The organism is Candidatus Poribacteria bacterium (assembly GCA_021295715.1).
Classification (GTDB): Bacteria; Poribacteria; WGA-4E; order WGA-4E; family WGA-3G; genus WGA-3G.
Genome location: JAGWBV010000024.1, coordinates 31,418 through 56,325 on the forward strand (window position 1 = coordinate 31,418; position 24,908 = coordinate 56,325).

General features: G+C 49.4%; 22 protein-coding genes. 19 read left to right on the forward strand and 3 right to left on the reverse strand.

The genetic code is table 11. From position 1 onward, the window contains the following. Positions 1 to 858 (forward strand): hypothetical protein (locus J4G07_08280; protein MCE2413986.1); only part of this gene is annotated, 858 nt, incomplete at its 5' end. A 7-nt stretch (positions 859 to 865) separates the two neighbouring features. Here the strand turns inward: J4G07_08280 and J4G07_08285 are convergent. The 3 genes from J4G07_08285 to J4G07_08295 all read right to left on the reverse strand — a co-directional run bounded on the left by J4G07_08285 (position 866) and on the right by J4G07_08295 (position 5,068). Continuing rightward, positions 866 to 2,755 carry a glycoside hydrolase family 127 protein gene (locus J4G07_08285; GenBank protein MCE2413987.1) on the reverse strand — a complete coding sequence of 630 codons (1,890 nt, stop codon included), beginning with the start codon at positions 2,753 to 2,755 and terminating at the stop codon, positions 866 to 868. Positions 2,756 to 2,929: 174 nt separating this feature from the next. Further along, entirely contained in the window at positions 2,930 to 3,616 is a 687-nt protein-coding gene (locus tag J4G07_08290) for a hypothetical protein (protein ID MCE2413988.1), read from the reverse strand. Between the two features lie 432 nt (positions 3,617 to 4,048). After that, positions 4,049 to 5,068: a Gfo/Idh/MocA family oxidoreductase gene (locus tag J4G07_08295; GenBank protein MCE2413989.1), complete on the reverse strand. Its 1,020-nt coding sequence runs from the start codon at positions 5,066 to 5,068 to the stop codon at positions 4,049 to 4,051. A 696-nt stretch (positions 5,069 to 5,764) separates the two neighbouring features. On the opposite strand from J4G07_08295, the gene J4G07_08300 reads away from it, so the two are divergent. The 18 genes from J4G07_08300 (at position 5,765) to J4G07_08385 (ending at position 24,784) form a co-directional block, all read left to right on the forward strand. After that, complete coding sequence (locus J4G07_08300) at positions 5,765 to 6,181, forward strand: IS1 family transposase (protein ID MCE2413990.1); 417 nt, start codon at positions 5,765 to 5,767, stop codon at positions 6,179 to 6,181. A gap of 216 nt (positions 6,182 to 6,397) precedes the next feature. After that, on the forward strand, positions 6,398 to 7,192 hold the full coding sequence (locus tag J4G07_08305) for a hypothetical protein (protein ID MCE2413991.1): 795 nt from the start codon (positions 6,398 to 6,400) through the stop codon (positions 7,190 to 7,192). A gap of 14 nt (positions 7,193 to 7,206) precedes the next feature. Then, positions 7,207 to 9,042 carry a VCBS repeat-containing protein gene (locus J4G07_08310; GenBank protein MCE2413992.1) on the forward strand — a complete coding sequence of 612 codons (1,836 nt, stop codon included), beginning with the start codon at positions 7,207 to 7,209 and terminating at the stop codon, positions 9,040 to 9,042. Between the two features lie 26 nt (positions 9,043 to 9,068). Beyond that, positions 9,069 to 9,959, forward strand: coding sequence for an MBL fold metallo-hydrolase (locus J4G07_08315; GenBank protein ID MCE2413993.1), 891 nt, complete (start codon positions 9,069 to 9,071; stop codon positions 9,957 to 9,959). Positions 9,960 to 9,999: 40 nt separating this feature from the next. After that, positions 10,000 to 10,938, forward strand: a complete 939-nt coding sequence (locus J4G07_08320; GenBank protein MCE2413994.1) for a WD40 repeat domain-containing protein — start codon at positions 10,000 to 10,002, stop codon at positions 10,936 to 10,938. Beyond that, positions 10,907 to 11,470, forward strand: a complete 564-nt coding sequence (locus J4G07_08325) for a WD40 repeat domain-containing protein (protein ID MCE2413995.1) — start codon at positions 10,907 to 10,909, stop codon at positions 11,468 to 11,470. Before J4G07_08320 ends, J4G07_08325 begins: the two co-directional genes overlap by 32 nt. 23 nt (positions 11,471 to 11,493) lie before the next feature. Next, positions 11,494 to 12,030 (forward strand): hypothetical protein, encoded by a 537-nt coding sequence (locus J4G07_08330; protein ID MCE2413996.1) that lies wholly within the window; start codon positions 11,494 to 11,496, stop codon positions 12,028 to 12,030. Positions 12,031 to 12,078: 48 nt separating this feature from the next. After that, positions 12,079 to 13,092 carry a Gfo/Idh/MocA family oxidoreductase gene (locus tag J4G07_08335; protein ID MCE2413997.1) on the forward strand — a complete coding sequence of 338 codons (1,014 nt, stop codon included), beginning with the start codon at positions 12,079 to 12,081 and terminating at the stop codon, positions 13,090 to 13,092. A gap of 143 nt (positions 13,093 to 13,235) precedes the next feature. Then, on the forward strand, positions 13,236 to 13,451 hold the full coding sequence (locus J4G07_08340; protein MCE2413998.1) for a hypothetical protein: 216 nt from the start codon (positions 13,236 to 13,238) through the stop codon (positions 13,449 to 13,451). A gap of 198 nt (positions 13,452 to 13,649) precedes the next feature. After that, positions 13,650 to 14,798, forward strand: a complete 1,149-nt coding sequence (locus J4G07_08345) for an alanine--glyoxylate aminotransferase family protein (GenBank protein MCE2413999.1) — start codon at positions 13,650 to 13,652, stop codon at positions 14,796 to 14,798. 312 nt (positions 14,799 to 15,110) lie between these two features. Continuing rightward, positions 15,111 to 16,337 (forward strand): hypothetical protein, encoded by a 1,227-nt coding sequence (locus J4G07_08350; protein ID MCE2414000.1) that lies wholly within the window; start codon positions 15,111 to 15,113, stop codon positions 16,335 to 16,337. Between the two features lie 87 nt (positions 16,338 to 16,424). Continuing rightward, positions 16,425 to 17,990 (forward strand): bifunctional phosphoribosylaminoimidazolecarboxamide formyltransferase/IMP cyclohydrolase, encoded by a 1,566-nt coding sequence (gene purH / locus J4G07_08355; GenBank protein MCE2414001.1) that lies wholly within the window; start codon positions 16,425 to 16,427, stop codon positions 17,988 to 17,990. 281 nt (positions 17,991 to 18,271) lie between these two features. Further along, entirely contained in the window at positions 18,272 to 18,508 is a 237-nt protein-coding gene (locus J4G07_08360; GenBank protein MCE2414002.1) for a hypothetical protein, read from the forward strand. Positions 18,509 to 18,518: 10 nt separating this feature from the next. Continuing rightward, positions 18,519 to 18,824, forward strand: a complete 306-nt coding sequence (locus J4G07_08365) for a type II toxin-antitoxin system HicB family antitoxin (GenBank protein MCE2414003.1) — start codon at positions 18,519 to 18,521, stop codon at positions 18,822 to 18,824. 160 nt (positions 18,825 to 18,984) lie between these two features. After that, complete coding sequence (locus J4G07_08370) at positions 18,985 to 20,127, forward strand: iron-containing alcohol dehydrogenase (GenBank protein MCE2414004.1); 1,143 nt, start codon at positions 18,985 to 18,987, stop codon at positions 20,125 to 20,127. 15 nt (positions 20,128 to 20,142) lie between these two features. Beyond that, positions 20,143 to 21,102, forward strand: a complete 960-nt coding sequence (locus J4G07_08375; GenBank protein MCE2414005.1) for a phosphoglycerate dehydrogenase — start codon at positions 20,143 to 20,145, stop codon at positions 21,100 to 21,102. 156 nt (positions 21,103 to 21,258) lie between these two features. Next, a complete protein-coding gene (locus tag J4G07_08380; protein ID MCE2414006.1) occupies positions 21,259 to 23,460 on the forward strand; it encodes a hydantoinase/oxoprolinase family protein in 2,202 nt (733 codons plus the stop codon). A 130-nt stretch (positions 23,461 to 23,590) separates the two neighbouring features. Beyond that, positions 23,591 to 24,784 carry a starvation-sensing protein RspA gene (locus J4G07_08385; protein ID MCE2414007.1) on the forward strand — a complete coding sequence of 398 codons (1,194 nt, stop codon included), beginning with the start codon at positions 23,591 to 23,593 and terminating at the stop codon, positions 24,782 to 24,784. Positions 24,785 to 24,908 lie beyond the last annotated feature (124 nt).

Below are 24,908 nucleotides of genomic sequence, written 5' to 3' on the forward strand. Positions count from 1 at the left end.
ACGGGTGGTCCACTTCGCACGCTCACCGGGCATGCGGATTGGATCAGAGATGTCTCGTTTAGTCCGGATGGAATGACCGTTGCAACTGCGAGTGGTGACCGCACTGTCCGTCTGTGGGATGTGAACACGGGTGAGCATCTCCGCACGCTCACCGGGCATACGCATTGGGTCAGAAGTGCAGCGTTTAGTCCGGATGGGATGACCATCGTAAGCGGGAGTTATGACAACACCGCCCGTCTGTGGGATGCGACCACGGGTGAGCATCTCCGCACGCTCACCGGGCATACGGCTGGGGTCGCCAGTGTATTGTTTAGTCCGGATGGAACGATCATCCTAAGCGGGAGTTATGACGGCACCGCCCGTCTGTGGGATGCAGCCACGGGTGAGCATCTCCGCACGCTCACCGGGCATAAAGAATCGATCGTCGGCGTATCGTATAGTCCGGATGGAACGACCGTCGCAACTGCGAGTTGGGACGGCACCGCCCGGGTCTGGGATGTGGACACGGGTAGCGAGATCCGCACCCTCGCTGGACATACGGCTGAAGTCAACAGTGTATCGTTTGGTCCGGATAGCAATACCCTCGCAACTGGGAGTTATGACGGCACTGTACTCGTATGGGAACTCAATCCCTCCCTTATTGCAGATGCCACTGAATCTGCAACTGAACCTACAAGACGCAAAGAGGATGTCAATGGGGATGATATTGTTAACATCCAAGACCTTGTATCAGTCGCATCAAATCTTGGGAAATCGGGAAGCAATCCTGCGGATATCAATAGTGATGGGATCGTCAATATACAGGACCTTGTCCTCGTTGCGGGTGCCATAGGCTCAAGTGATTCCGCGGCTCAGTAGGGAAAGGCTACAAAACCCACACAGCCATCTGTCCCGCACCGCGATTGCACCACGCGTAATACGGAATTGCCGTAACATCTGTCCGCTTCAAACCTATTTTTGAATGTAGATAGAGGTTATTTCCCCAATCGGCGGCATCAAGCACCGTCCCTGCCCCATGGATGCGCGTAACACCCCCTAAGAGTTCACTGTCAAACGTTGCTTCTAAGGGAGCACCATCTACCAGCGACAACGTCTGGAAACCGCCATCGGGATTGTCGACATCTTCAAAGCAGTAGACCAGCGGACCGCGGCGTAAAGCGTACCGTCCGATATTTTCTTTAACGAGTGGATGTGCGTAAACTCGCTCAATCGGCATGGCGAGTGTCAAGTTAACTGTATCTTTGGCATGCCACTGTCGCGCAATTGAAAGGTACCCGTTAGCGTTCGTTTCTGGCGTGTGAACCGTCCCATTGACATGCACTTCAAACGCGTCACACCACGCTGGGATGCGTAAATTCAATCCAAATGTTACAGGCGTTTCCGGCTCCACTGTTATCTTGACATCGCCTGACCACGGATAATCCGTTTCTTGGGTCAATTTCACGGAAACGTCTCCGGCAACAGTCGCATCAGCGGTGCCACCAATGTATAAGTTCACCCATACGCCTTCGTCCGATTCGGCATAAGCATATTGTCCGACAGAGGCGAGAAGTCGCGCAATATTCGGTGGGCAGCATGCACAGCCAAACCATTCGTGCCGATGCCGACCACCGTGGCTTGCCAGTGGATTCTGATAGAAGAAGCCCGTGCCATCAAGCGAGATGCCTGAGAGCGCACCGTTGTAAAGTGCCGTCTCCAATACATCAACAAAGCGCGACTCACCTTGCAATAAGAACATTCGGTGTGCCCAAAATATCAGTCCGATAGACGCACATGTTTCAGCGTAGGCAGACACGTTCGGCAACTCATAGTCGTTTGTGAAACCTTCGTTGTGTCCAGAGGGACCCACACCACCGGTGACATATAAGCGTTTCTCTGTTACGTTCCGCCACAGTGCTTCCAGAGCATTTATAATTGCGGTATCGCCTGTCTCATAAGCGATGTCGGCGGCGGCACTATAGAGGTACATCGCACGCACGGCGTGTCCAACACACTCCGTCTGTTCCTGTATCGGAAGATGTGCTTGCGCATAATGCCCCTCAAATTTTCCATCACGTGTGAAATGGTGTCGATACGCGTCGAGTCCACCCGGAATGTCCGGATTCTCTAATTCCTTCTCAAAGACCGATGGAGAATGTCCACGTCGGGTCACAAAGTATTCCGCGAGTGCCGAGTAGCGTCTTTCACCTGTAACGCCCGCTAACTTCACAAGTGCGAGTTCGATACCTTCATGTCCGGGCAGTCCATCCCGTTTATCGGGTCCAAAGATACTGTCGATGAGGTCTGCGAATCGGCATGCAACGTCCAGCAGGGTACTCTTGCCAGTCGCTTGATAATGCGCAACGGCGGCTTCAAATAGGTGTCCGGCACAGTATAGTTCGTGCATGATACCGAGGTTTTGCCACCGCTTCGTCGGCTCGACCAGTGTGAAATAGGAATTCAGGTAACCATCAGACTGTTGGCTCCCTGCGATCTTTGCGATAACCTCGTCCAGGTCCGATTCCCATTCCGGGTTCGGATGCGTCTGAAGTGTATACGATGCTGCCTCCACCCATTTGTGGACATCAGAATCGTTGAAGAAAATGCCTTCAAATTCGCCGGACATCAAGCCAGCGGCTTTCGCGAAGTTATCAATCCTACCAGTTGTTCGGCACTGCGCCAATTCGTGTGGGATCGTTACCTCGGAATTCGTCTGCTGCCGAGGTGCCCAAAACCGGTCATTAATTGTAACAGCCGTGAACGGAAGTGATTTCAAAATTTTTAACCTTCATTTTATAGGCATTATCAGTTATCGGTTTTCAGATAGATGGTTATCGGTTACAATTACAAAAGGGGGTTTTGCTTGGGTGTTTCCTTGTTAAACGAAAATCTCTTCACCGGCGACCGAAAGGTTTTTCGCAGAAAAACCGCACTGACAACTGATAACCACTTAGCGACTTCTTACGCTAATCCCTTGGAACGCTTCTGTAGGTAAGTATCTCCCTAACACTTTCTGAACGTCTATGTCTGAAAGTTGTTGGGGTGTGATTAAAACACATTTGTTCCGTGAACTCTTACGCCAAGTTGTCTCAAAATCCGTGTAACTCAATCGGCGTTTAGCCGAGCTATTCGGATTTTGGAGTGATACTTCGCCCAGTTGGTCGTTGTAATCAGACAACGATAAAATTTCCGGGCTGCGTCCTTGGAATTGAACCATCACAATGGGGGGCCACCCTTTCGCAATAAATGCCTTTAAGACATCGAGCGAACAGTTGGAGATAATAGCGACATGCTGCACTGTACCACGGGTCGTTGCATAAAAATCATCAAGTCCACCTCGGCTACCGACGCGTGGAGGTTCTTTGAAGGCGTTTCTGACATAGGGTAGTCTTTGTAACTGGATCGTGGCACTTTCAGGTAAGCTAACTTGGCTCTGGCTGGATCGGGGGCTCGTGTTTCTCTCAGCAGCAGCAAGTGCCGTTTCAGGGACGTGGTACTGCCCTTGAGGGGGTGGACCACAGTTTATTGCCAAAAGTGGAAAAACAAGTGAGGCAATACAAGCGCACACCGTTGAATATGACGAACCGGTGAGTAATTCTTGACGAAATTCTTTTAGATAAGACAGATAATGTTTCATCAAAATTTTCAGTGTGGAACCCCTAACTTCAATCGGGGGAGGAAACACCGCTCCTTTTTTCTTGACATTACATGTTCAAAAATGTTAGAATATTCTCAAAGTAAGAGGTTAAAAACCCTTGCTATATGGGACGCGTTGATTATATCCGGGTCCGAGTAACTCGAAGACATTTGTTCGCTCGAACAACTTCCACATTCGGAAGTGTCTGAGGTTCTAAGTTTGGAACGAAAGTTCCATGAGGGTGGCTTCCCCCCAACGCGGTGGCACTTAGGTAAAGTTACGAGCCGAGGCCGCGGTAGCATGAACAGCCGAGAAGAAAGGGGACTTCATAAGTTTCCCCGACTTTAGTCGGCGGGTAGTTGACGGTTTATCCTCCTTACATCTCCCTACATATAGAAACGGCTTGCGTGAGATATGGTTTACGTATCGTTTTTAATCGATCTTGACTGCGACTTCCCGTTTTTCCTTCCACGATTCCACAATAGCTTCAGTAATCCGTAACGCTTGCAAACCATCTCTCCCCGTTGGGGCAGGCGGCCGCTCGGCGAGTAAGTCATCAACGAGAGCCGCCACCCGTAAGGCGAATGTTCCATCAAACGCAAGTTGTTCCTCTCTAAAAATGGACGGACGGTATTCTTCAACGACTTGATTATCCCGTCTCATCAAAGTCGCTCGTGTGAGAACATTATCAACGACGATTTCGCCATCGGAACCGCAGATTTCAAGTCGTTCAATCGGATGGATGAAATCGCTATCCCAACTCGCCATCAACGTAGCGACTGCTTCTGTTTCATAGTGGAAGGAGATAGCCATGCTCGTATAACAGGCATCTTCGCCTTCACGCGCTTCATGTTGCCGCGGCTTCGCCATTTGCACGCAAACAGCGACAATCTCGCCACCAAACCATCGAAGCAGGTCAATCGCGTGGGTTTCCAGTTCATAGAGTAGGTAATATTCGCCTTTCCAGGTTGAGGCGGGGCCGCCTTGAGATAATTTCATGTCCAAATAGTAAGTCTGTCCGATAGCACCAGCATCAAACCATTTCCGTGCCTGGACATATCCGGGGGCGAACCGACGATTGTAATCGATAGCAAGGTAGACCCCTTTTTCGTCTGCCTTCGCGACCATCTGTTCTGCTTCATCGATGTAAAGGGACAACGGTTTTTCGGAGATAACGTGTTTCCCGGCTTCCAGGCATTCCATAACGGGTTCAAAGTGTAGATAGTCAGCGGTTACAACGTCTACGAGGTCGCACTCTTCATTCGCAAGCATCTCTTTGATGGAAGGGTACCACTTCTCTATACCAAGTTCTTCAGCACGTGTCTTCGCTTTAGCAGTGTCTATATCGCATACCGCCACCAATTCCGCACCCGGATGCTGAAGATACCCCAGTTGATGACGGTATCCGATGCCACCGCACCCAACTGCTGCTACTTTCAGTTTCCCTGCCATGATTGTTTCTCCTTTACGCGCTCGGGCGCGTCATGAGCATAGTGTGCTCCTACCAAAGTTCTAATGAAGACTGACAATCCTCTGCTCAAAATTTTTCTTCTGTTTATTGTAGTGGCTTACAAATTTCGACCTAAACATATAGTATACAATGCAAAAAAAAATAACAAGGGAAAATTTCCTTGGCAGAATTATGCTTTTGGCAGAGAATACAGAGCCCGACGGACCTTCACAATTTCACCTTCAAAAATGAGGTCTGACGCTTCTACCTTTTGATGGTTATTTACAAGCAACGTCGTGAAATTGAGCCCACTTTTATATCATGCGGGTCCCATGTTGGCAAATATGTATCAGATATTATCACAATTCGACTTTCTAATTCAAGTTTTGATAATTTATATTTATTAAGAGAAATATGGCTTTCCTGTAGGAGGGAACTCCGATTCCCGACAGTTCTCTCGTTATTCCACCTGATGAAGGAGTTAGTGGAGGGTACTGACGACTGAAAGGGTGCGTAGCACCCATACTGAAAACTGGTAACTATTCCGTAGGAGCGACCTCCCGGTCGCGATGTCCCCCACAGGACCGACAGAAAGTCGAAAACTGAGTAGTGCCGCGTTTCAACTCAGAGTTTGTTGCTAAAGTCGTGGTTTTTGTGCTATACTGTTCTTATCACATTTTCAGGGAGAGGATACCGCGATGAACTGTCCGCGATGCAAACGGGAAGATGCCGTCAAAAATGGGAAAGCCAGGGAACGCCAACGCTATAAATGTAAATCTTGTGGATTCCAGTTTACACGACTGACCTCCCGCGGAAGACCCCCATGGCAGAGAGCCTTAGCGGTGTTTCTATACTGTCGCGGGATTTCTATAAGCACAATCGCGGGGATGTTTTCTGTATCACCAAGTACCGTCTTTAAATGGATTCGGAAGTTTGGCACACCGCTCGGACCTACACCTGAATCTGATGCCAATGGGGCGGTTCTTCTTGACGACGCTGAAATATCGCAGTATCTGAAAACACAGAGTGAAAGCTGCAAGTCTGGAAAGATTTTTGTCGTCATACCAGAAAACGTGTCATCTGAAAATGTGGTCGTCGGAATCAAGCAAGATTGACTCCTATCCTAAAATACCCAAAACTGCCAACCGCATTATTCCTCATATTTTATAACATTTATGGAGTTTGTCCTTGGCTGTAATCCATGTGGTTGCCTAACCACACCGGATGTGGTTAGGCTTTTCATGTTCGTAAATCCTCTTTTTACAATTCTATTTGGCTTGACAATCTCGGCAATCTGTTTTAAAATTGGTGGTAGGAGGTTATGAAAATTTATGAAAACCCGACTTTTAACGGCAAGTTCTGGCTTACGGGATATGCCGAAACTTGACCAAATTATTAAGTATAGTGTGGGTATATGTTTGCTAATGCTTTTTTTCGGTGGTGTCGCAGTTGCAGAGGATTCGTTCGGCGACCCGTTTGAGAAGGGCAAATTACAGAATCCGAATTGGAAATGGCAAAACGAACCGCCCAAATGGGATGTTGGCGATACCCGTGAAAATTTTCTGTTTATTGATAGTGAACCCAACCGAAATCTTTGGGCGACTGACATGTCTCATTTTCTGTATCAGGAAACCGATACTGATATTTTCGATGTTGAAACCCACTTCTTCGCCAGATGGGATGCCAGTTCCGGAGTCAATGGACTCGTCGCGAAAAGTCCAAAGGACGATAATTGGGTAACCATCAAGTTCTGGTCACGAGATGCGGCAGCAAAAGGACAAATCCAATATCAAACCAAGCAAAATGAAAACGGAAACGGTTTAACAGGAAACGCTGGATTCACCCCTGAGTTTGGTGAAACTGAACTGTTCCTCCGACTCGCCAAGGATGGTGATGAATATAGTGCTTGGTATAAGACAAAGGAGAACGAGGATTGGCTTGAGATTGGTGTGACCGAATTCAAACTCACGCCACCCTTGTGGCTCGGTATTTACGCCGGGGTCGCGGCAGGCGCAGGGAGTCTTGAAGTAGACTACGAATATTTCAATGATAACCTAAACCCTTTCCCTGTTGAACCCGGTGGAAAAGCAACAACAACTTGGGCAGCCGTAAAAACCCAATATTGAGGATGAATACCCTTATGCAGTACCGTCTGATGATTTTTTTGATGCTCCTTGGTGTCTCCACCTCAGCAGCGTCAACCTTCACCGATGTCAGTCTCACTGCAAATGTCTATCAACGTGAAATTCCTATTGATGCGGAATCCGGGGCTTGGATGGGTCCCGGCACTGCCGCTGCGGATTATGATAACGATGACTGCTGGCTTGACATCTTCGTCGTTGGTGATGGGGGTTTACCCAACGCACTTTACCGAAATAATGGCGATGGCACCTTCACGGACGAAGCAGCCAGAGCAGGAGTTGCAAACACGCCAAGGGGACGCGGATGCGTCTGGTTTGACTACAATAATGACGGATGGCGCGACCTCTATGTAACCTGTGCCGGTCCTAACTTTCTCTTTCACAACAACGGCGATGGCACCTTCGCAGACGTGACGCAGCAAGCAGGTGTCGGAGACGAAAAACACGGCACAGGTCCCGTGATCGCTGATTATGACCATGATGGATGGCTCGACATCTACATCGCTAATTGGGGAAGATCACCATCCCTCCTAAACCCAAATCCCGCCCCCAAAACCAATGTTCTCTACCGAAACCGTGGCGACGGTACCTTTGAAGAAACCACTGATGCTGCAGGCGTTGGCGACGATGGTATCGCTTGGGGAGCAATCTTTTTTGACTACGATGGTGATACGTGGGCAGACCTCTTCGTCGCAAATGACCATGGGCCCGACAAACTCTATAAGAACAACGGTGATAGCACTTTTGCAGATGTTTCAGAACCGTCCGGCATCGTGACCGAAATCAACGGAAGACCGACTGGTGCGATGGGACTCTGTGTTGGCGACTATGATAACGACACGGATCTGGATTTTTTCATCACGAATTACGATGCGGATCTCCTCTGGCGTAATAACGGCGATGGCACTTTCACGAACGTCGCTGAAGCTGTTGGGGTCGCAAACGAGGGAGTCGGGTGGTACGCCAGTTTCATTGACTATGATAATGACGGTTGGCGTGACCTTTACGTCGTCAACGGTGATGTTGATAACTCACAGAAAACCAACCGGAATCGACTCTATCACAATCGGAACGGCCAATTTGTAGACCGCGCTGATGCCCTAAACGTCAGTGTTGATGCCGTCGGGCGTGGCGCGACCGCTGGTGATTTTGATAACGATGGTGATGTCGATTTTTACGTCGTCAATAACACCGGTAATACGCTCCTGCAAAACGATGTTGATTCTGCCAATCGGCACATTAAAATTCGGCTGCGCGGAACGAAGAGCAATCGTGATGGGATCGGTACACGGGTATCAGTGGTTGTAGGAAACCGTATTCAGGTACAAGAGTTAATCTGTGGGACCGGCTTTTTGGGTAGTGATAGTTTGGAACTGGAATTCGGTCTCTCTTCTGTTCACCGAATCGATGCCGTCACCTTAGCCTGGCCCTCAGGCATTGTTGAAACTTACCATCACCTCGATTATGATGCGGATGTCCTTACTTTCACCGAAGCCGAAAACGTAGCAGTAGCTGTTGAACCCGATGGGAAACAGAGCATAGTCTGGGGGAAGGTGAAGGCTGCCGAAGTTTCGCAAAACTACCCCAATCCATTTAATCCAGAAACGTGGATTCCCTATCGGCTTTTCGAGTCTACTGATGTTCAGATTACAATCTACTCACAAAGTGGTGAATTGATTCGGGACTTTAACCTCAAACAACAGTCTCATGGTGAAAAAACGCTGTATTGGGATGGTAAAAACCGGAATGGGGAAACCGTAGCCAGTGGCATCTATTTCTACCAGTTCCGAGCAGGCGATACACAAAGCGTTCGGAAAATGTGGCTACTGAAATAGGTCCTCAAGACAGAAAGGCTCTTGTTGTGGAAAACATATTTTTGAGATGGTGGGGATGTGGCGCATTCGACGTTCGCTTTGGAGATGTCAATATCGCTTTCGATCCATATCTGTTCGATCAGAACTTAGCAGATGCTGAACCGATATACGACTATATCTTTATTTCCCACGAACACTTCGATCACTGCCACCCCGTAACCTTACAGAAATTGTGTCGCGGTGAGCGTTTTAAAAAGTTATTTGTCAATGTCGGTTGTATGACACCTGCACAACCCATCGCTGAGAAATACGGAGATGCCGCATTTGCACGGGATCTACCGATTACCAAGCATGTTCCCGCTGATAAGGTCCAGATTCTCTACCCGAAACATCTCAACGAAAAACAAGGGTTCGCGCGCGCCTTTCAAGGTTCAGATACGCTTGATCTCGGGGAGATTCGAGTCGAGACGATTGAAAGCGGCGAGAACCAAACACCGAATCTCCCGACAAATGGGTATCTGATAACACACACAACAAAGAATGTCTCTGTCCTCCACACTGGCGATTTGCACGAACCCTATCCAGCGTTGGTGAATCTCCGAGGCAACGTGGATTTCCTTATCCACATGAAACTCGGTCTCGGCGAGGGACTGGCATCTCGGCTCATAGAACTTGTGGAGTTAATCCAACCGCGCTTCGTGATACCGACGCATTACCGAACCGATCGGAAGTCCGATCCAATACCCGCCGGACACTGGCCCCCCAACGTCACCGATGAAATGGCGTTTATTGAATCAATCCGTGAAATCGTCGGAGACAGAACGCATCTTCTCCCTTTCACCGCAGGCATAGAATACGAGGTGGAAATGCCAGAGAAACGAGTAATCTGGAAATGGGAATGGTTCAACACGTGGGACGTTCCCCCTTGGAGAGAGTGAAATTCTCGTGGACGATTTTCTGTGACAAGGAGCCAGTCTAATGAAACTGACGCAATTAGGACGCAGCTTGCAAGCCCATATTGGAAAGCCGACTTTGGTGATACTTTTTGTTGGTGCGGTATTTCTCCCAAATACCTTCGCTCAAGATTATAACCAGTGGCATTTACCTGAAGGGACGAAAGCACGACTTGGTAAAGGGGCAATAACGGGAAACGTCCAGTATTCCCCGGATGGCACGCTACTCGCCGTCAGCAGTTCCATTGGCGTTTGGCTTTACGATGCGGATACCCATGAAGAAATTAACTTACTCACAGGGCATACGGCTTGGGTCACGTGCGTTGCGTTCTCACCAGATGGACAAACACTTGCCAGCGGAAGTTGGGACCGAACGATTCGGTTGTGGAATCCGTATACAGGTCAACACAGGACAACCCTTACAAGAGACGGTATGGGCGATGTCGCGTGCGTTGCGTTCTCACCAGATGGCGGCACGTTAGCAAGTGGTGGTGGAAGATGGAACAAAACGATTCAATTGTGGGATACAGAGACGGGAAATCATATACGGACGCTTAGGGGGCATAAGGCAAGTGTCACTTCCATCGTATTTAGTCCTGATGGAGAAATGCTTGCCAGCGGTGGTGGCTGGGAAGACAACACGATTCGATTATGGCATGTGGAAACTGAGTACCCAATCGCTAATTTCGCAGCGCATAAAGGTTGGGTGAAGTCTGTTGCCTTCTCTCCAGATGGGACGACGTTTGTAAGTGCGGGTGTGGATGACACGATCCAATTGTGGAACCCACATACCGGTGAACATAAAGCAATCCTCACAAAACACACGAGTGGGGTCAATTGGGTGGCATTCTCCCAAGATGGGCAGAGGCTTGCGAGCGCAAGTGATGACAACACCGTTCGATTGTGGGACCTTGACGGGACATACGCATTCGGTGAAATCCGTTGCCTTCTCTCCAGATGGTAGAACACTTGTCAGTTCGGGCGAAGATCAGGTGATTCAGTTTTGGGATCCTGTCACTGAGCAACACAAAGCGACCCTCACCGGACACACGCTGTCGGTTAATGCGGTTACATTCAGTCCAGATGGGAAAACTCTTGCCGGTGCGAACGATGACAAATCAATCTATTTGTGGGACGCACACACCGGACATCTCCAAAATACCCTCACGGGGCACGGCGGACGGATCCTTTCCGTTGCGTTTTCTCCAGATGGTGAGACACTCGCCAGCGGTGGAGGAAACCCTGATACCGCAATTCATTTCTGGGATGCACACACAGCGCAACCCAAGGCGACCATTATAGGTCATAAGTATGGTATTGAGTCTCTCGTGTTTAGTCCGGACGGTAACACCTTGGTAAGTGCAAGTTGGGACAACACCGTTCGATTGTGGGATGCTCAGACAGGCGCAAATAGAGCAATACTCGGGGATACACAGGATGTCTATGCTGGCTTGCCAGCGGCGGTAAAAATACCACAATTCACTTATGGGATGTAAGAACTGCGCGACGCCAAGCGACTTTGAAAGGACATACAGAACCTGTTCAAGCTATTGTATTTAGTCCAGATGGTAACACACTCGTTAGCGCAAGTCGAGATAGAAGGATCCGATTGTGGGATATACAGACGGAACAGCCCAAGGCGACTTTCGCAGGGAATTTGGGTCCGATCGAGTCCCTCGCGTTCTCTGCGGATGGACGCATACTTGTGAGTGGAAGCTGGAACAGTACAATTCGGTTGTGGGATGTAGACAGTGGGCGTCGCTTAGGAATGCTTACGGGACACACGAACAGGGTTAACGCCCTCGCGTTCTCTGTGGACGGTCGGACGCTTGTCAGCGGGAGTGACGATGGCACGGTTTTGCTGTGGGACTTCACGCAATTTCTCCTACAAATACCGGGGGATGTCAACAGTGATGGGGTCGTGAACGTCCAAGATTTGGTGTTGGTGGCATCGAACTTTGGGCAAACCGGCGGGGATACTGCCGATGTCAATAGTGATGGGGTCGTGAATGTTCAGGATTTAGTATTGATTGCATCATATTTCGGGCAGGATTAACAGGAATCGACAAAAACCTTTATCGTAATAATTTGGAGAACGTTTATTGTGTCAACACTACCGCGCGTTCGCGTCGCTTTCTATGGATGTGGAAACTTCGCGAACCGAACCCGAATCCCGAACCTATTACAGACAAATTCGGTGGATATTGTCGCTGCGTGCGATAGCAGCTCACAAGTGGCACAGGAAACCGCCAAACGTTTCAAGATTCCGAGCGTCTACCAAGACGCACACGAAATGCTTGACACTGAGGCAATTGACGTGCTATACTCTATCGTACCGGCGTATGTGCGAACCAACGTTGAGTCAACTGCTGCAGAAAAGGGTATCCACATCTTCAGTGAGAAGCCTCAGGCACTCACGATGCAGGTGGCACACCGGATCAACAGTGCCATTCAGCAAGCAGGAGTTATCAGCACGGTTGGATTTCGCGAACGGTATCGTCCAATCTTCCAAGAAGCACGCCGATATTTGCGCGACAAACACGTCGTGCATGTTCGGTTTCAGAGTTTCGGGGGCTTACCACCTTCGACAGACGGTGGACCCAAAACATGGTGGGAAGAGATGGACAAATCTGGCGGAAGTGCCCTTGATTGGGGGGTTCACGCAACCGATTACACCCGATTCATGACTGGATTGAACGTTGACAAGTCCCAAGCGTTTTATTGTGAACGTCCGGCTTATGCGAGTGCTCTGTCTACGAGTTTCAATTACTGTCTTGAGAACGGTGCTACGATGACACTCAACTTTGTCGCAGCCGGTCCGGGTCCGAAAGCTGAACCGAGATTTACTATCTTCTATGAAGGCGGATGCCTCGAAATTCACGGATACGATAGGATTGTGGTAAATGGCGAGGTCCTTTACCAAGCCGACGAATTCGACCCGTGGTTGGAACAGGACAAAACCTTTATCCGCGCCGTTCAGTCTGCGGATCCGAGTCTTTTGCAGAGTGATTATTATGATGGACTTTTCTCTTTAGCCCCTATTTTAGCGGGGTGGGAGTCCTCCCGACGCGGCGGAGAATGTATTGATGTCGCAGCATTCATGGATGATATATATTGACGGACGAATGGAGACATGGATGGAGAACCGCCTTCCAATCTTTGGCTCTTTAGAAACGTAAAAATTCCCAAACCCAGCCACGAGTTAACCGAAAACCTGCAAGAACAACGGACGCAGCAGTCCAGGAGGCCATCATTAAAAAAATGGATGCAAAATTGAAAAAAATTCAGATTACACCAATGAAATTCGATAAACAGGGCGAAATACAAAAAGAAGAATTCGCCACACTCACCATCGAAGTACCGATGGATAGCACGGGACAACGTGCCGCAATTATAGAGTTGTGTGAGCTCCTTGACCAAGAATGGGTTATTGTTAACGTTGAAGGCAAAACAGTTGTCGCTGTCAACACTGCTTGATGTTTTGCACAAGCATGCGGGGCCCTTTTGTGGCAAAGGAAAATCTTCATAATCGCACAGATCCTCAGTAGCGTCGGACTTCACCGAAAACCATCATGAAACGAAGTGGAGTGATTTAACCATCAACTCGTGCTTTAACATTTATAACGGAGTGTTTTTGCTTGGGTGTTTCTTCAAGTTGATGGTTAACAGGAGCCCATAGTTAAAAGAATGAAAAAGAAATTGCTTTTTACACCCGGTCCCACGCCGATTCCGCCTGAAGCCCTATTGGCGATGGCGCAACCGATTGATTACCACCGCAGTGATGCCGCTATAACACTCATTAAAGATGTTCTTGAAAAACTCAAACACGTTTTCCAAACCGAGAATGATGTCCTCTTTCTAACATCGTCCGGAACCGGTGCTATGGAGGGCGCAGTCGTGAATCTGTTATCTCGCGGAGACAAAGTCATTGTCATCCAGAGCGGTAAATTCGGGGAACGATGGAACGACATTTGCATCGCTTATGGAATCGAAGTGATCCGGATTGACGTGACATGGGGCGATTCTGTTGAACCGCAGGCAATTGAGATGCTCCTAACGGAGCATCCAGATGTGAAAGCGGTGTTTGCAACGCTCTGTGAGACATCGACCGGTGCTTTGCACGATATTGAGGCGTTGGCGAGTCTAACGCGAGTTCGTCCAACACTCCTCGTTGTTGATGCTGTCAGTGCCCTCGCTGCCGACGATTTACAGATGGATAATTGGGGGGTGGACGTTGTTGTTTCCTGCTCGCAGAAAGGATTGATGACACCGCCCGGTCTGGCGTTTGCTGCGCTCAATCAACGGGCATGGGATGCCGTTGCGTGTTCTGACCTTCCGAAATACTATTTTGACTTCCGAAAAGCGCACCAGAGCGGTTTGGAGGGGTCTGTCCCCTATACACCAGCGATAACACTGCTGACGGCACTACAATGTGCCTTAAATCGCATTTGTGCAGAGGGTATCCGCAATACCATTGCCCGACACAATCGTTTGGCGGTCGCGACCCGAAGTGCGGTTAAAGCACTCGGTCTCTCCCTTTTTGCCGCCTCTCCTGCGAATACTTTGACCTCTATTCGCTTACCAGTAGAAATTGATGGAAAGGCGTTTATCAATCTGATGCGCGACACTTATGGTGTCACCTATGCAGGCGGTCAGAGTCAGTTAAGCGGAAAAATCGTCAGGATTGCACATCTCGGCTGGATGAATGAGAACGATGCTATTGTTGCTATCTCCGCCTTCGAGCGGGGTCTCAGCTCCATCGGATATGAAGTTCCACTGGGTGCTGGCGTTACGGCTGCACAGGAAGCTTTTAAATGTTCGTGAGGCGAGAAATGAGGCGTTTTTTAATTGAGGCTTTCCTCTTGTATCCGCCTGTGTGTTTTGCTTGGGGTATTTGATAGGGTGTTTCTGCGTATTTCTGCGTATTGTTGCAGGCTGCTATCTTGGATGGAATGAAAAACCGTAGCCTGTAATGAAATTAGGTTCTCCTTAAATTGCATAATTTGTCTTTGCTTTACATTTGGAGGGCGGGTATACGGGAAGGTAGGTCATTATCCACGCCCACCTGACCGGACCGCAAGGAAAATTAAAAACACACTTTTTGATGCATCTTACGAACACCGAAAAAAGCCGCTATTGACCCAAACGCTTGAGCGTCTGCGTCCCATCTATAGTAAGTCTGAATTGAACGTTTTACGTATTGACAGTATGAGTCGAGAGGGTTTAGCACAACGCTCTGGACGCGGATTTGTCAATCGCGATATTCTTGAAACCGTGCTCGGCAATTTGTTGGAATGTGTCGCACCGGGATCGCATAACGCACCGCAGCTGCGTAACCAAAGACGTGAACTCTCAGCAGCGATTGAAGAGGTGGCCGACCAGTTATATGCGATGGTAGCACAATCGTTTTTGGCTGTTACGGACGAAACGCGCCTCGGTGCTGCGCTTGAAACCGCTTTTTCGCTCCTCTGGGAACTGCCACGTCTCAAGAGTCGCGCGCTCTGGAATCGCTTCGCCTCTCTTAAAGATCCCGCTGTCTGGGATGCCTATCTTCTCCACACAGGTATCTCGCGCGAAAAACTCGCCGCACTTGATTTTCGTTCTCAAGTTGATACCGCAATTCAGGAACGAACCTTTGAACCCTACCAAGACTTTCTGGGGAGTTTGAATCTCGCATCTGTTTTGGATTATCAACTCCAATTGGTAGGAAGTACGTATCCCGGTTGGCGAGTGCTTTTTTACCACGATGTCGCACACGCTTTAACACGAAGCGATGACCTTGAGGAGAGTCCAAACATTCATAGAATCCCGGTCCCGTTGTTGCCGCGCGCCATCTCGGAGCTCGGTGGACGCTACTATCAAGCCGATTTACATCCAGAAACACAGATAGGCGATGCCAATTTCTTAGAACATCCGCATCGCGGTGTAACCACTGGACAGACGGGCATCATCGGGTGCGGGTGCGTTATCTATCCAAGCACATTCGGTGGATTGAGTGTCAAAGTAAAACAACGACATCCTGTCATCGGCGATTTTGTCGAAATTGGCACAGACACCAGCCTGCTCGGACCCGTCCAGGTTTCTGACTATTCCACGGTCGGGACGAACACCGAGATTTATGGATTTGTTGAAATTGAACAGCGGTGTCGCATCGGTTCATCAGTCGTCATTGGAACAATCCGCGGCGCGGCGGAGCATCCCGGAAGAATCTATATCGGGGATGAGGTGCGCATCGGAGATGGCACAGTCATTGAAAATACATCAGAAATGGACCTAATTATACCCAACCGCTCGCAGATTCCCGCGCGAAGCCACGTCGCAAACGACGGGTTTGGGTTCCCTCGATATGTTACAGAAAGATAGTAGGCAGACTCCGTTATGCCGTTAAACCTTTGGATTTATTGCTAATGAGGTTTCAAACCTCGCCAGCATTCTGGACGAATTAACAATATGACAAAAATAGAACGCGCTTTAATCAGCGTCTACGACAAAACGAACCTTTTAGATATAGCCAATGCTCTTGCACAACGCGGTGTGGAAATTCTCTCTACCGGCGGCACAGCCAGACACCTGCGAGATGCTGGAATTGACATCCTTGATGTTTCTGACTACACTGGCTTTCCTGAAATGCTGGATGGTAGAGTCAAAACGCTCCATCCCAAAATTCATGGTGGACTCCTTGCGGATTGGGATAACCCTGAGCACAATTCCCAAGCGGCGGCACACGGCATTACCTCCATTGACATGGTGATATGTAATTTGTATCCATTTGAGGCGACCGTCGCTCAGCCTAACGTGACGCTTCCCGAAGCGATTGAAAACATCGACATCGGGGGGCCGACGATGATTCGTGCCGCAGCGAAAAATTATCGGCATGTCGCTGTCCTCACAATGGCGAGTCAATACTCCGAAATTATCGCCGATTTGGATGAAAATGATGGATGTCTTTCGGAAGAGAGGCGATTTGAGTTAGCGAATGCAGCTTTTGCCCATACCGCGCACTATGACACCGCAATCGCTGCCTACCTCGTTGACGTAGATTCACAATCAGATGGATTTGCCACTGACCTGACACTCCGTTTCAAGAAGGAGCGCACACTCCGTTATGGCGAAAACCCACATCAACGCGCCGCTTTCTACAAAACTGAAGCCAGTCCAGGCGCAGCCGCTGCATGGGCAAACCAACTCAGTGGACAATCGCTCTCCTTCAATAACCTCCTCGATTTAGAAGCCGCTTTAGAGATCGTCAAGGACTTCGAGACTCCTGCTTGTGCGATTATCAAACACAATAACCCGTGTGGGCTTGCGACGGCAGACAACCTGCAAGATGCCTTCGCGAACGCATTGGAATGCGATCGGACTTCCGCTTTCGGTTCGATTGTCGGGTTAAATCGCAAGGTGACACTCCAGACCGCAAACATCATTCGCGAAGCTGCAAATGCAGGTGTGAAGATTGACGCAATTATCGCACCGAGTTATACCGAAAAGGCGCTGCGAGCTTTGTCTCGTGTTAAACGCCGACCGATTCTCGAAGCTGGATCGCTATCGACAACGGAACCTATCTTGCAGATTCGCAATATTACCGGTGGTGTACTCGTCCAAGACCCGGATGTTCATGACTTAGAGGCTAACGATTTAGTGGTCGCGACCTCCCGTGCGCCAACGGAAGAGGAAATAAAATCTCTCCTTTTTGCGTGGAAGGCGTGTAAACATGTCAAATCGAATTGCATCCTGCTTGCTAACGGCACACAAAGCGTTGGTATCGGAGCAGGACAGATGAGTCGCGTGGATGCCGCGATCATCGCTATCCGAAAGGCGGGTGAAAAGGCGAAGGGAGCAGTGTTAGCCTCGGATGCCTATTTCCCATTCCCCGATGGTGTTGAAATCGCCGGTGAGGCGGGTATCAGTGCTATTATTCAGCCCGGTGGTTCTGTCAATGATGCCCCTGTCATTGAAACAGCAGACGCTTACGGCATAGCAATGGTGCTGACGGGTGTACGCCATTTCAGGCATTAGTAACGCTTAGGTGGTCAGAAAAGCACTTGTATAACCTGTATACATGGCGGAATTGGAAATCCGATAGGTTTTGTGATATTCTATGCCAAGGAAAATACGACAACTCATCGCCGACTTGAGAAAAGCAGAAAAGCCGGTTTTGTAAATACAGGTGGAAACGGAAGCCATCGGAATTTCAGACATCCGAAAGGCCCACGGGTTACGATTTCTGGAAAACTCTGAGATGACGCCAAGCCTTTCCAAGAAAATTTAATCAAAAGAAGAATTGAGGAGTCTCAAAGATGATTGGAAGTGCGAAGTACATCAAAATCGTTCAATGGTCAGACAAAGACGAATGCTTTATTGGGTATTGTCCGGGAATCATCGGTCCCTGCGCCCATGGCACTGATGAAGTCGAGGTGTATCGGCAGTTATGCGAGATCGTTGATGAGTGGATAGAAATCTTTCACCGCGACAACGAGGCACTCCCTCCCCCAACTATCGGTAAAAATATTGAGGAATTTCTAAACGGAACTTAGAGTGACTACAATGAAAACGTATGCATTTCAAGTTGTCTTAGAAAAGGACAAGTGGCCCGATGAACCAGATGAAAACGCTGTCTGGCGGGCGTATATTCCCGCTTTAGAGCATAAAGGTGCATCAAGTTGGGGATATACGCAAAAAGAGGCTCTAAAGAATCTACAAGACGCTGTTGATCTTCTTGTTGAATATCTATTGGAGCAAGGAGAAGGAAGTGATTTTGAGTCGCTATTGGCGGAGAAAGAAAAAAGTTCATCTGAATCCGGCAGACACATTCAGGTCAGCGATGTCCCTTTAATCGCCGTAACAGTCTAATCTGGCTATTGATTATGATCGGTTACGCTCACTCAGAATTAACGAAAAATCGGTTTGGGTTTACGTCAAAAACCCTCTTATCTTGGAAATCCTAAAATCCTACAAATCCTGATTCAGACAATTGAAACAGACAAGAGGTCGAAAATTGCCTACGACATTAATGCTTCCATCCACAATAATTACAGGCGCGGGTGCATCTGAGAACGTCGGTGAACAGGCGAAACGGCTCGGCGCAACGAACGCGCTCATCGTGACCGATCCGGGCATCGCTAAAATCGGATACGCTGAGAAGATCGCCAAAAATTTGAATGATACCGGGATAGCGTCCTCCTGTTTTTCTGATGTCACACCCGATCCAACCCTACAGAATGTGCGAGATGGCTTAAAGCAATATGCTGATGAAGCCTGCGATGTGATTGTGAGCATCGGTGGCGGAAGTGCGATTGACTGCGGAAAAGGCATCGCCATGAAACTCACAAACGACGGTGACTTCGCCGATTACATGGGTGTGGACAATATCCCGAATCCGGGCGCGCCGCTCATCGCAATACCGACCACAGGTGGGACAGGCAGCGAGGTCTCGAAAGTTACTGTCATCACGGACACGGAATGGAATGTCAAGATGATGCTCAGTAGCCCGTGTCTGTTGGCATCTGTCGCCTTGGTGGATCCACTGTTATCTCTGACAACCCCGCCGCACCTAACCGCAGCAGTCGGTGTGGATGCATTGACGCACGCAATAGAGGCATATATCTCCAAACGTGCCCAACCGATAACGGACGCGCTCTCGTTGAAGGCGATTGATATGATCTCTGGTTCGCTTCGTCAGGCGTGGGCGGACGGTGAAAACATTCCCGCCCGCACGGATATGATGATCGGTGCCTCTATCGCAGGAATGGCGTTCAGCAATTCATCTGTGGCTTTAGTTCACGGAATGTCTCGTCCAATTGGCGCGTATTTCCATATCCATCACGGATTGTCAAATTCGGTGTTGTTACGGGATGTGATGGAATTTAGCGTCGTCGGTGCCCCAGCCCGCTTTGCTGATATTGCTTATGCCATGGGCGAGCCGATTGACGGCTTGTCCCCGATGGAGCAGGCGGACGCAGCGATTGATGCTGTGGAACGGCTTGTCACCGATATTCAGATGCCACGACTCGGTGAAATTGGCATTGACAGAGAGAAGTTCGAGGAGGTCATTGAACAGATGGCGAAGGACGCGATTGCAAGTGGAAGTCCTGCTAACAATCCACGGCAAGCGACGGTTGAAGAGATCGTCGCGCTCTACCGTCGATGTTTTTAAAGAAAGGAATGAATTGTGAACAGACTTAAAATCGTTGTTCCGGGTGATTCACCACCACAAATCCAAGGTTCGCCGCATCTGGAACGTCTCGAACCCTATGGCGATGTCGTTCTTTATACTGACCGGCCCGAAACCCCCGAAGAGCAAATTCGACGTGCCGGAGATGCAGATATCCTCATTAATTCACGCGGCATCGTCAAATGGCCCGCGGAAATTTTGCGCCAACTTCCCAATCTCAAGTTGATTTCGCTTTGCTCTATCGGCACTGATATGATTGGACTTGATGAAGCAAGAAGGCGTGGGATTACCGTTTGCAATCAACCCGGACGGACCGCCCCAGTTGTAGCAGAACACGGGTTTGGACTGATGTTCGCACTCGCCAAACGAGTCGCATTCCTGACAGCGTCTATGAAGACGGGCGGATGGCCCCGTATGGATAACATCTACCTTCAACGGAAAACCTTGGGAATTATAGGCACTGGGCATATCGGCGCAGAGATGGCACGTCTCGGAAGCGCAATCGGGATGAACGTTATCGCCTGGACATATCACCCTTCGACGGCACGCGCAGAAGAATTAGGCGTTCAGTTTGTTTCTCTGGATGAACTACTCCAGACTGCTGATGTTGTGAGTCTGCACGTCAGGCTAACAGAGGAGAGTCACCATCTCATTGGGGAACGGGAGCTCGGGCTGATGAAACAGGGCACGCTCCTAATCAACGTCGCACGTGGTGGTGTAATTGATACAGAGGCGTTGATTGCAGCTTTGAACGGTGGGCACCTCGGTGGTGCCGCTATTGATGTGTATGATCAGGAACCACCCCCTGCAAATCACCCGCTTTTGGATTGCGAACAGGTAGTTTTGACCCCTCATTGTGCGGATATGACACCTGAAGGCGTTGAACTCCTTAACGAGGGCGCGGTGGATAATATCATCGCTTTTCTGGAAGGCACACCGCAAAATGTAGTTGTCTAATAGCCATCAGCCAGTAGGGGTAGGTCTTGTGCCTACCCGTAGGGGTAGGTCTTGTGCCTACCCGTAGGGGTAGGTCTTGTGCCTATCCAAAATCAATAAGAGAAAATTAATGCCCAACTACCAGCAAGCCAAAGAAACCGAAAGGAAATGTAGTGGATGCCTAATAGTCGAGAGCCAGTAAAAAATATCGGAGTTGATACGGGTGGCACCTTCACAGATATTGTGATGCGTATGAATGGCGACTTATTCACGCACAAAGTCCTATCCACGCCGCAGAATCCCGCCCTCGCCGTAATAAAAGGTGTGCGTGAAATCTTGCGTATGCACGACACTGATACTGAACAACTCGACGTTGTCCACGGATCGACGGTAGCAACGAACGCACTTCTTGAACGCAGAGGCGCGCGTATCGCCCTCGTCACGACGAAAGATTTTGAGGACATTTTAGAGATAGGCAGACAAGCGCGTCCAAACCTCTATGATTTTTTTGTGGAACGTCCCGCGCCTCTTGTCACTGCCGATAGACGCTTCGGTATATCAGAACGCACGCTGCACACAGGTGAAATTCAAACCGCAATTGAACCAAGCGATTTAGAAGCACTTGTGTCCGAACTCGATACATTGGAACTCGATGCTATTGCTGTCTGTTTCCTCTTTGCCTACGTCAACCCGCAGAACGAACAGACGGTTGCGAAACACCTCGCACGACTTGATATACCCGTTTCATGTTCACACGAAGTCTTACCAGAATATCGAGAGTATGCGCGGTTCAGCACGACTGTAGCGAACGCGTACATCCGTCCTACCTTGGAACGACATCTCTCTACGCTTATGGATTCTGACTTGCTGCGCAGCTTTAACGAAACCGTAGCCCCTAATGAAATGGAGTGCGACTCGAACACGAAAAACATCGAGAAACAAAAAACCGATACCTATCCGCAAGGTAAAATTAAAAAATCGTTCCGTTTGATGCTCTCCAACGGGGGTTGTATCTCTGCTGAGATTTTTCAGCGTAGCTTGCAAGCTGAAAACTTGCGATACAGAGGTGAATCCGCGGGTATCCGCACTGTCCTTTCCGGTCCCGCCGGTGGTGTTATTGGCGCGTATCAAATCGCCAAAACCGCTGGCTACGACCAAATCATCACATTTGATATGGGGGGCACTTCAACCGATGTGAGTCTCTGCAATAGCGGTATCTCCCTCACAACCGAGAGCACGATTAGTGGACTCCCGATCAAAGTTCCATTGATTGATATTCACACCGTTGGTGCGGGCGGTGGTTCTATTGCGACTGTAGATGCGGGGGGCGCACTCCGCGTCGGACCAGAGAGCGCAGGAGCAAATCCAGGTCCCATCTGCTACGGAAATAACGGAGAAGATGTCACGGTAACCGACGCGAACCTCTACTTAGGACGTATCGCGGCGACCCAGTTTTTAGGGGGGGCGATGTCCCTTGATGCCGATAAAACCCGAACACACATTGAAGCGTTTGCGAAGCGTCTTGGCATTCCATCGATGCAAGCGGCGGATGGCGTTCTTAAGGTTGCCAACGCGGCTATGGAGCGCGCCATCAAGGTTATCTCTGTCGAGTGCGGGTTTGATACGCGCGATTTCACGCTCATCTCCTTCGGTGGTGCTGGTGGTTTGCATGCCGCATTTATGGCAGAGAATCTCGGCATCGAAACAGTGCTTATTCCACCAAATGGCGGTTTGCTTTCTGCTTACGGGATGCTCTTTGCAGATGTCGTTAAAGACTACTCACAGACAGTGCTATGGCAGTTTGAAAAGAACAGTGAGGATAGTGGAAGTTTTATTGAAGCGTTGAACACCGGTTTTGACCCGCTCTTGACCCGCGCCGAGAATGAAATGGCAATGGAGGGCTTCGCCCCGCATCAGCTTAAAATTGACCGTTCGCTCGATATGCGGTATCAGGGACAGTCTTATGAGTTGAATATCCCGTGTTTTACCGCAGAACAGATGCCTTCAAACCAGATGGTTGGAACCCTTGTTGAAAGATTTCACGCTGCACATGAGCACCGATTTGGCTATGCCCGAACCGATGCTCCAGTGGAAGTGGTGAACTTACGACTTACAGCCACTGGAGAGACCGATAAACCTCCCATCCAATCAGTCCCACTCGCCGATACTGATGCCTCTGAAGCGTTTACTGTCCAAAATCCTGTTATCTTTGAGGGCGAGGCACTCCCAACCGATTTCTACCGCCGTGAGGCGTTGCGTCCCGGCAATCAAATCGCAGGTCCTGCGATTGTGACAGAATTTAGCGCGACGACGGTAATACCCCCAAATTTCTCCGCCGTTGTTGATGTTTACCAGAATCTTATTTTGGCTAAAAAGTAGAGATAGGCAAATTCCTTTGACACGGTGCCTCTTGTTTGGTATACTTTCGACACGAAATGGAGGGCAGTTCTACGGGAAGGCACTCTATCTGTCAAACCACCCTGACCGAACCGCAAGGTATAATTAAAATATGAAGATTACAGATGTGAAAACGATTCTGACCGCACCGAATGGAACTCGGCTTGTCGTTGTTAAGATTGAAACGAGTGAACCCGGTTTATACGGAATCGGGTGTGCGACATTTACACAGCGTCCACTCGCTGTAGCAACCGCAGTCGATGAGTATCTCAAGCCCTTTCTCATTGGGAAAGATCCGACGAACATAGAGGACATCTTCCAAACCAGTTTCGTCAGTTCCTATTGGCGAAATGGTCCAGTGCTGAACAACGCACTCAGCGGTGTGGACATCGCCTTATGGGACATCATGGGCAAGCGTGCTAACATGCCTGTCTACCAACTACTTGGGGGTAAATGCCGAGAGGCGGCGACGCTTTATGCCCACGCAGGTGGTGGCACTTTTGAGGAGGTAGAGGAGAGCATCCGCGGTTATATGGAGCAAGGCTATCGCTATGTCCGGGCACAGGTCGCAATACCAGGGTATTCGACCTATGGCGCAGGCGGTGGAAAGCGGAGTTCACCCGCTTTTGAACCGACCCCTTATGTCAATACTATCATCAAACTCTTCGATCATTTACGAACACATCTCGGCGAAGAGGTAGAACTCCTACACGACGTGCATGAACGCATTCCGCCCATCCAAGCAATTAATCTCGCCAAAGGACTCGAACCGTATAACCTTTTTTTCCTTGAAGACCCGTTTGCCCCTGAGGATGTTGACTATTTCCAACTCATGCGTCAACAGACGAGTATCCCAATTGCGATGGGTGAATTGTTCAACAACCCGAACGAATACGTCCACCTTATCAAGGATCGGCTTATCGATTTTATCCGGGTGCATATCTCACAAATCGGGGGTATCAGTCCTGCACGTAAACTCGCAGCGTTCTGTGAATTCTTCGGTGTCCGCACCGCATGGCACGGTCCTGGGGATGTCTCGCCGGTCGGTCATGCCGCCAACGTTGCGCTGGATCTCGCGTGCTATAACTTCGGGATTCAGGAGCAGCACGTCTTCGGTGAAAACACGAAAGAGGTCTTCCCCGGTTGTCCCGAAATTCGGGATGGCTGTTTTTGGGTAAATGAGGCACCGGGTCTCGGTATTGATGTGGATGAAGAGCTCGCGGCACGATTCCCATTTCCAGAGGATCCACTCAACGGCGGTTGGGCACCCGTGCGGCGGATGGACGGCACAGTTATCCGACCATAGGTGTCGATTTTAGGAAAAATATAAATCTCAATCCCAGGCATGGTAGGTGCGGTTAGAAACCGCACCATAGGTGTCAATTTAGTAGGAATAAGTATGTTTTTGGTGTAAAACAGAAATACCTCTT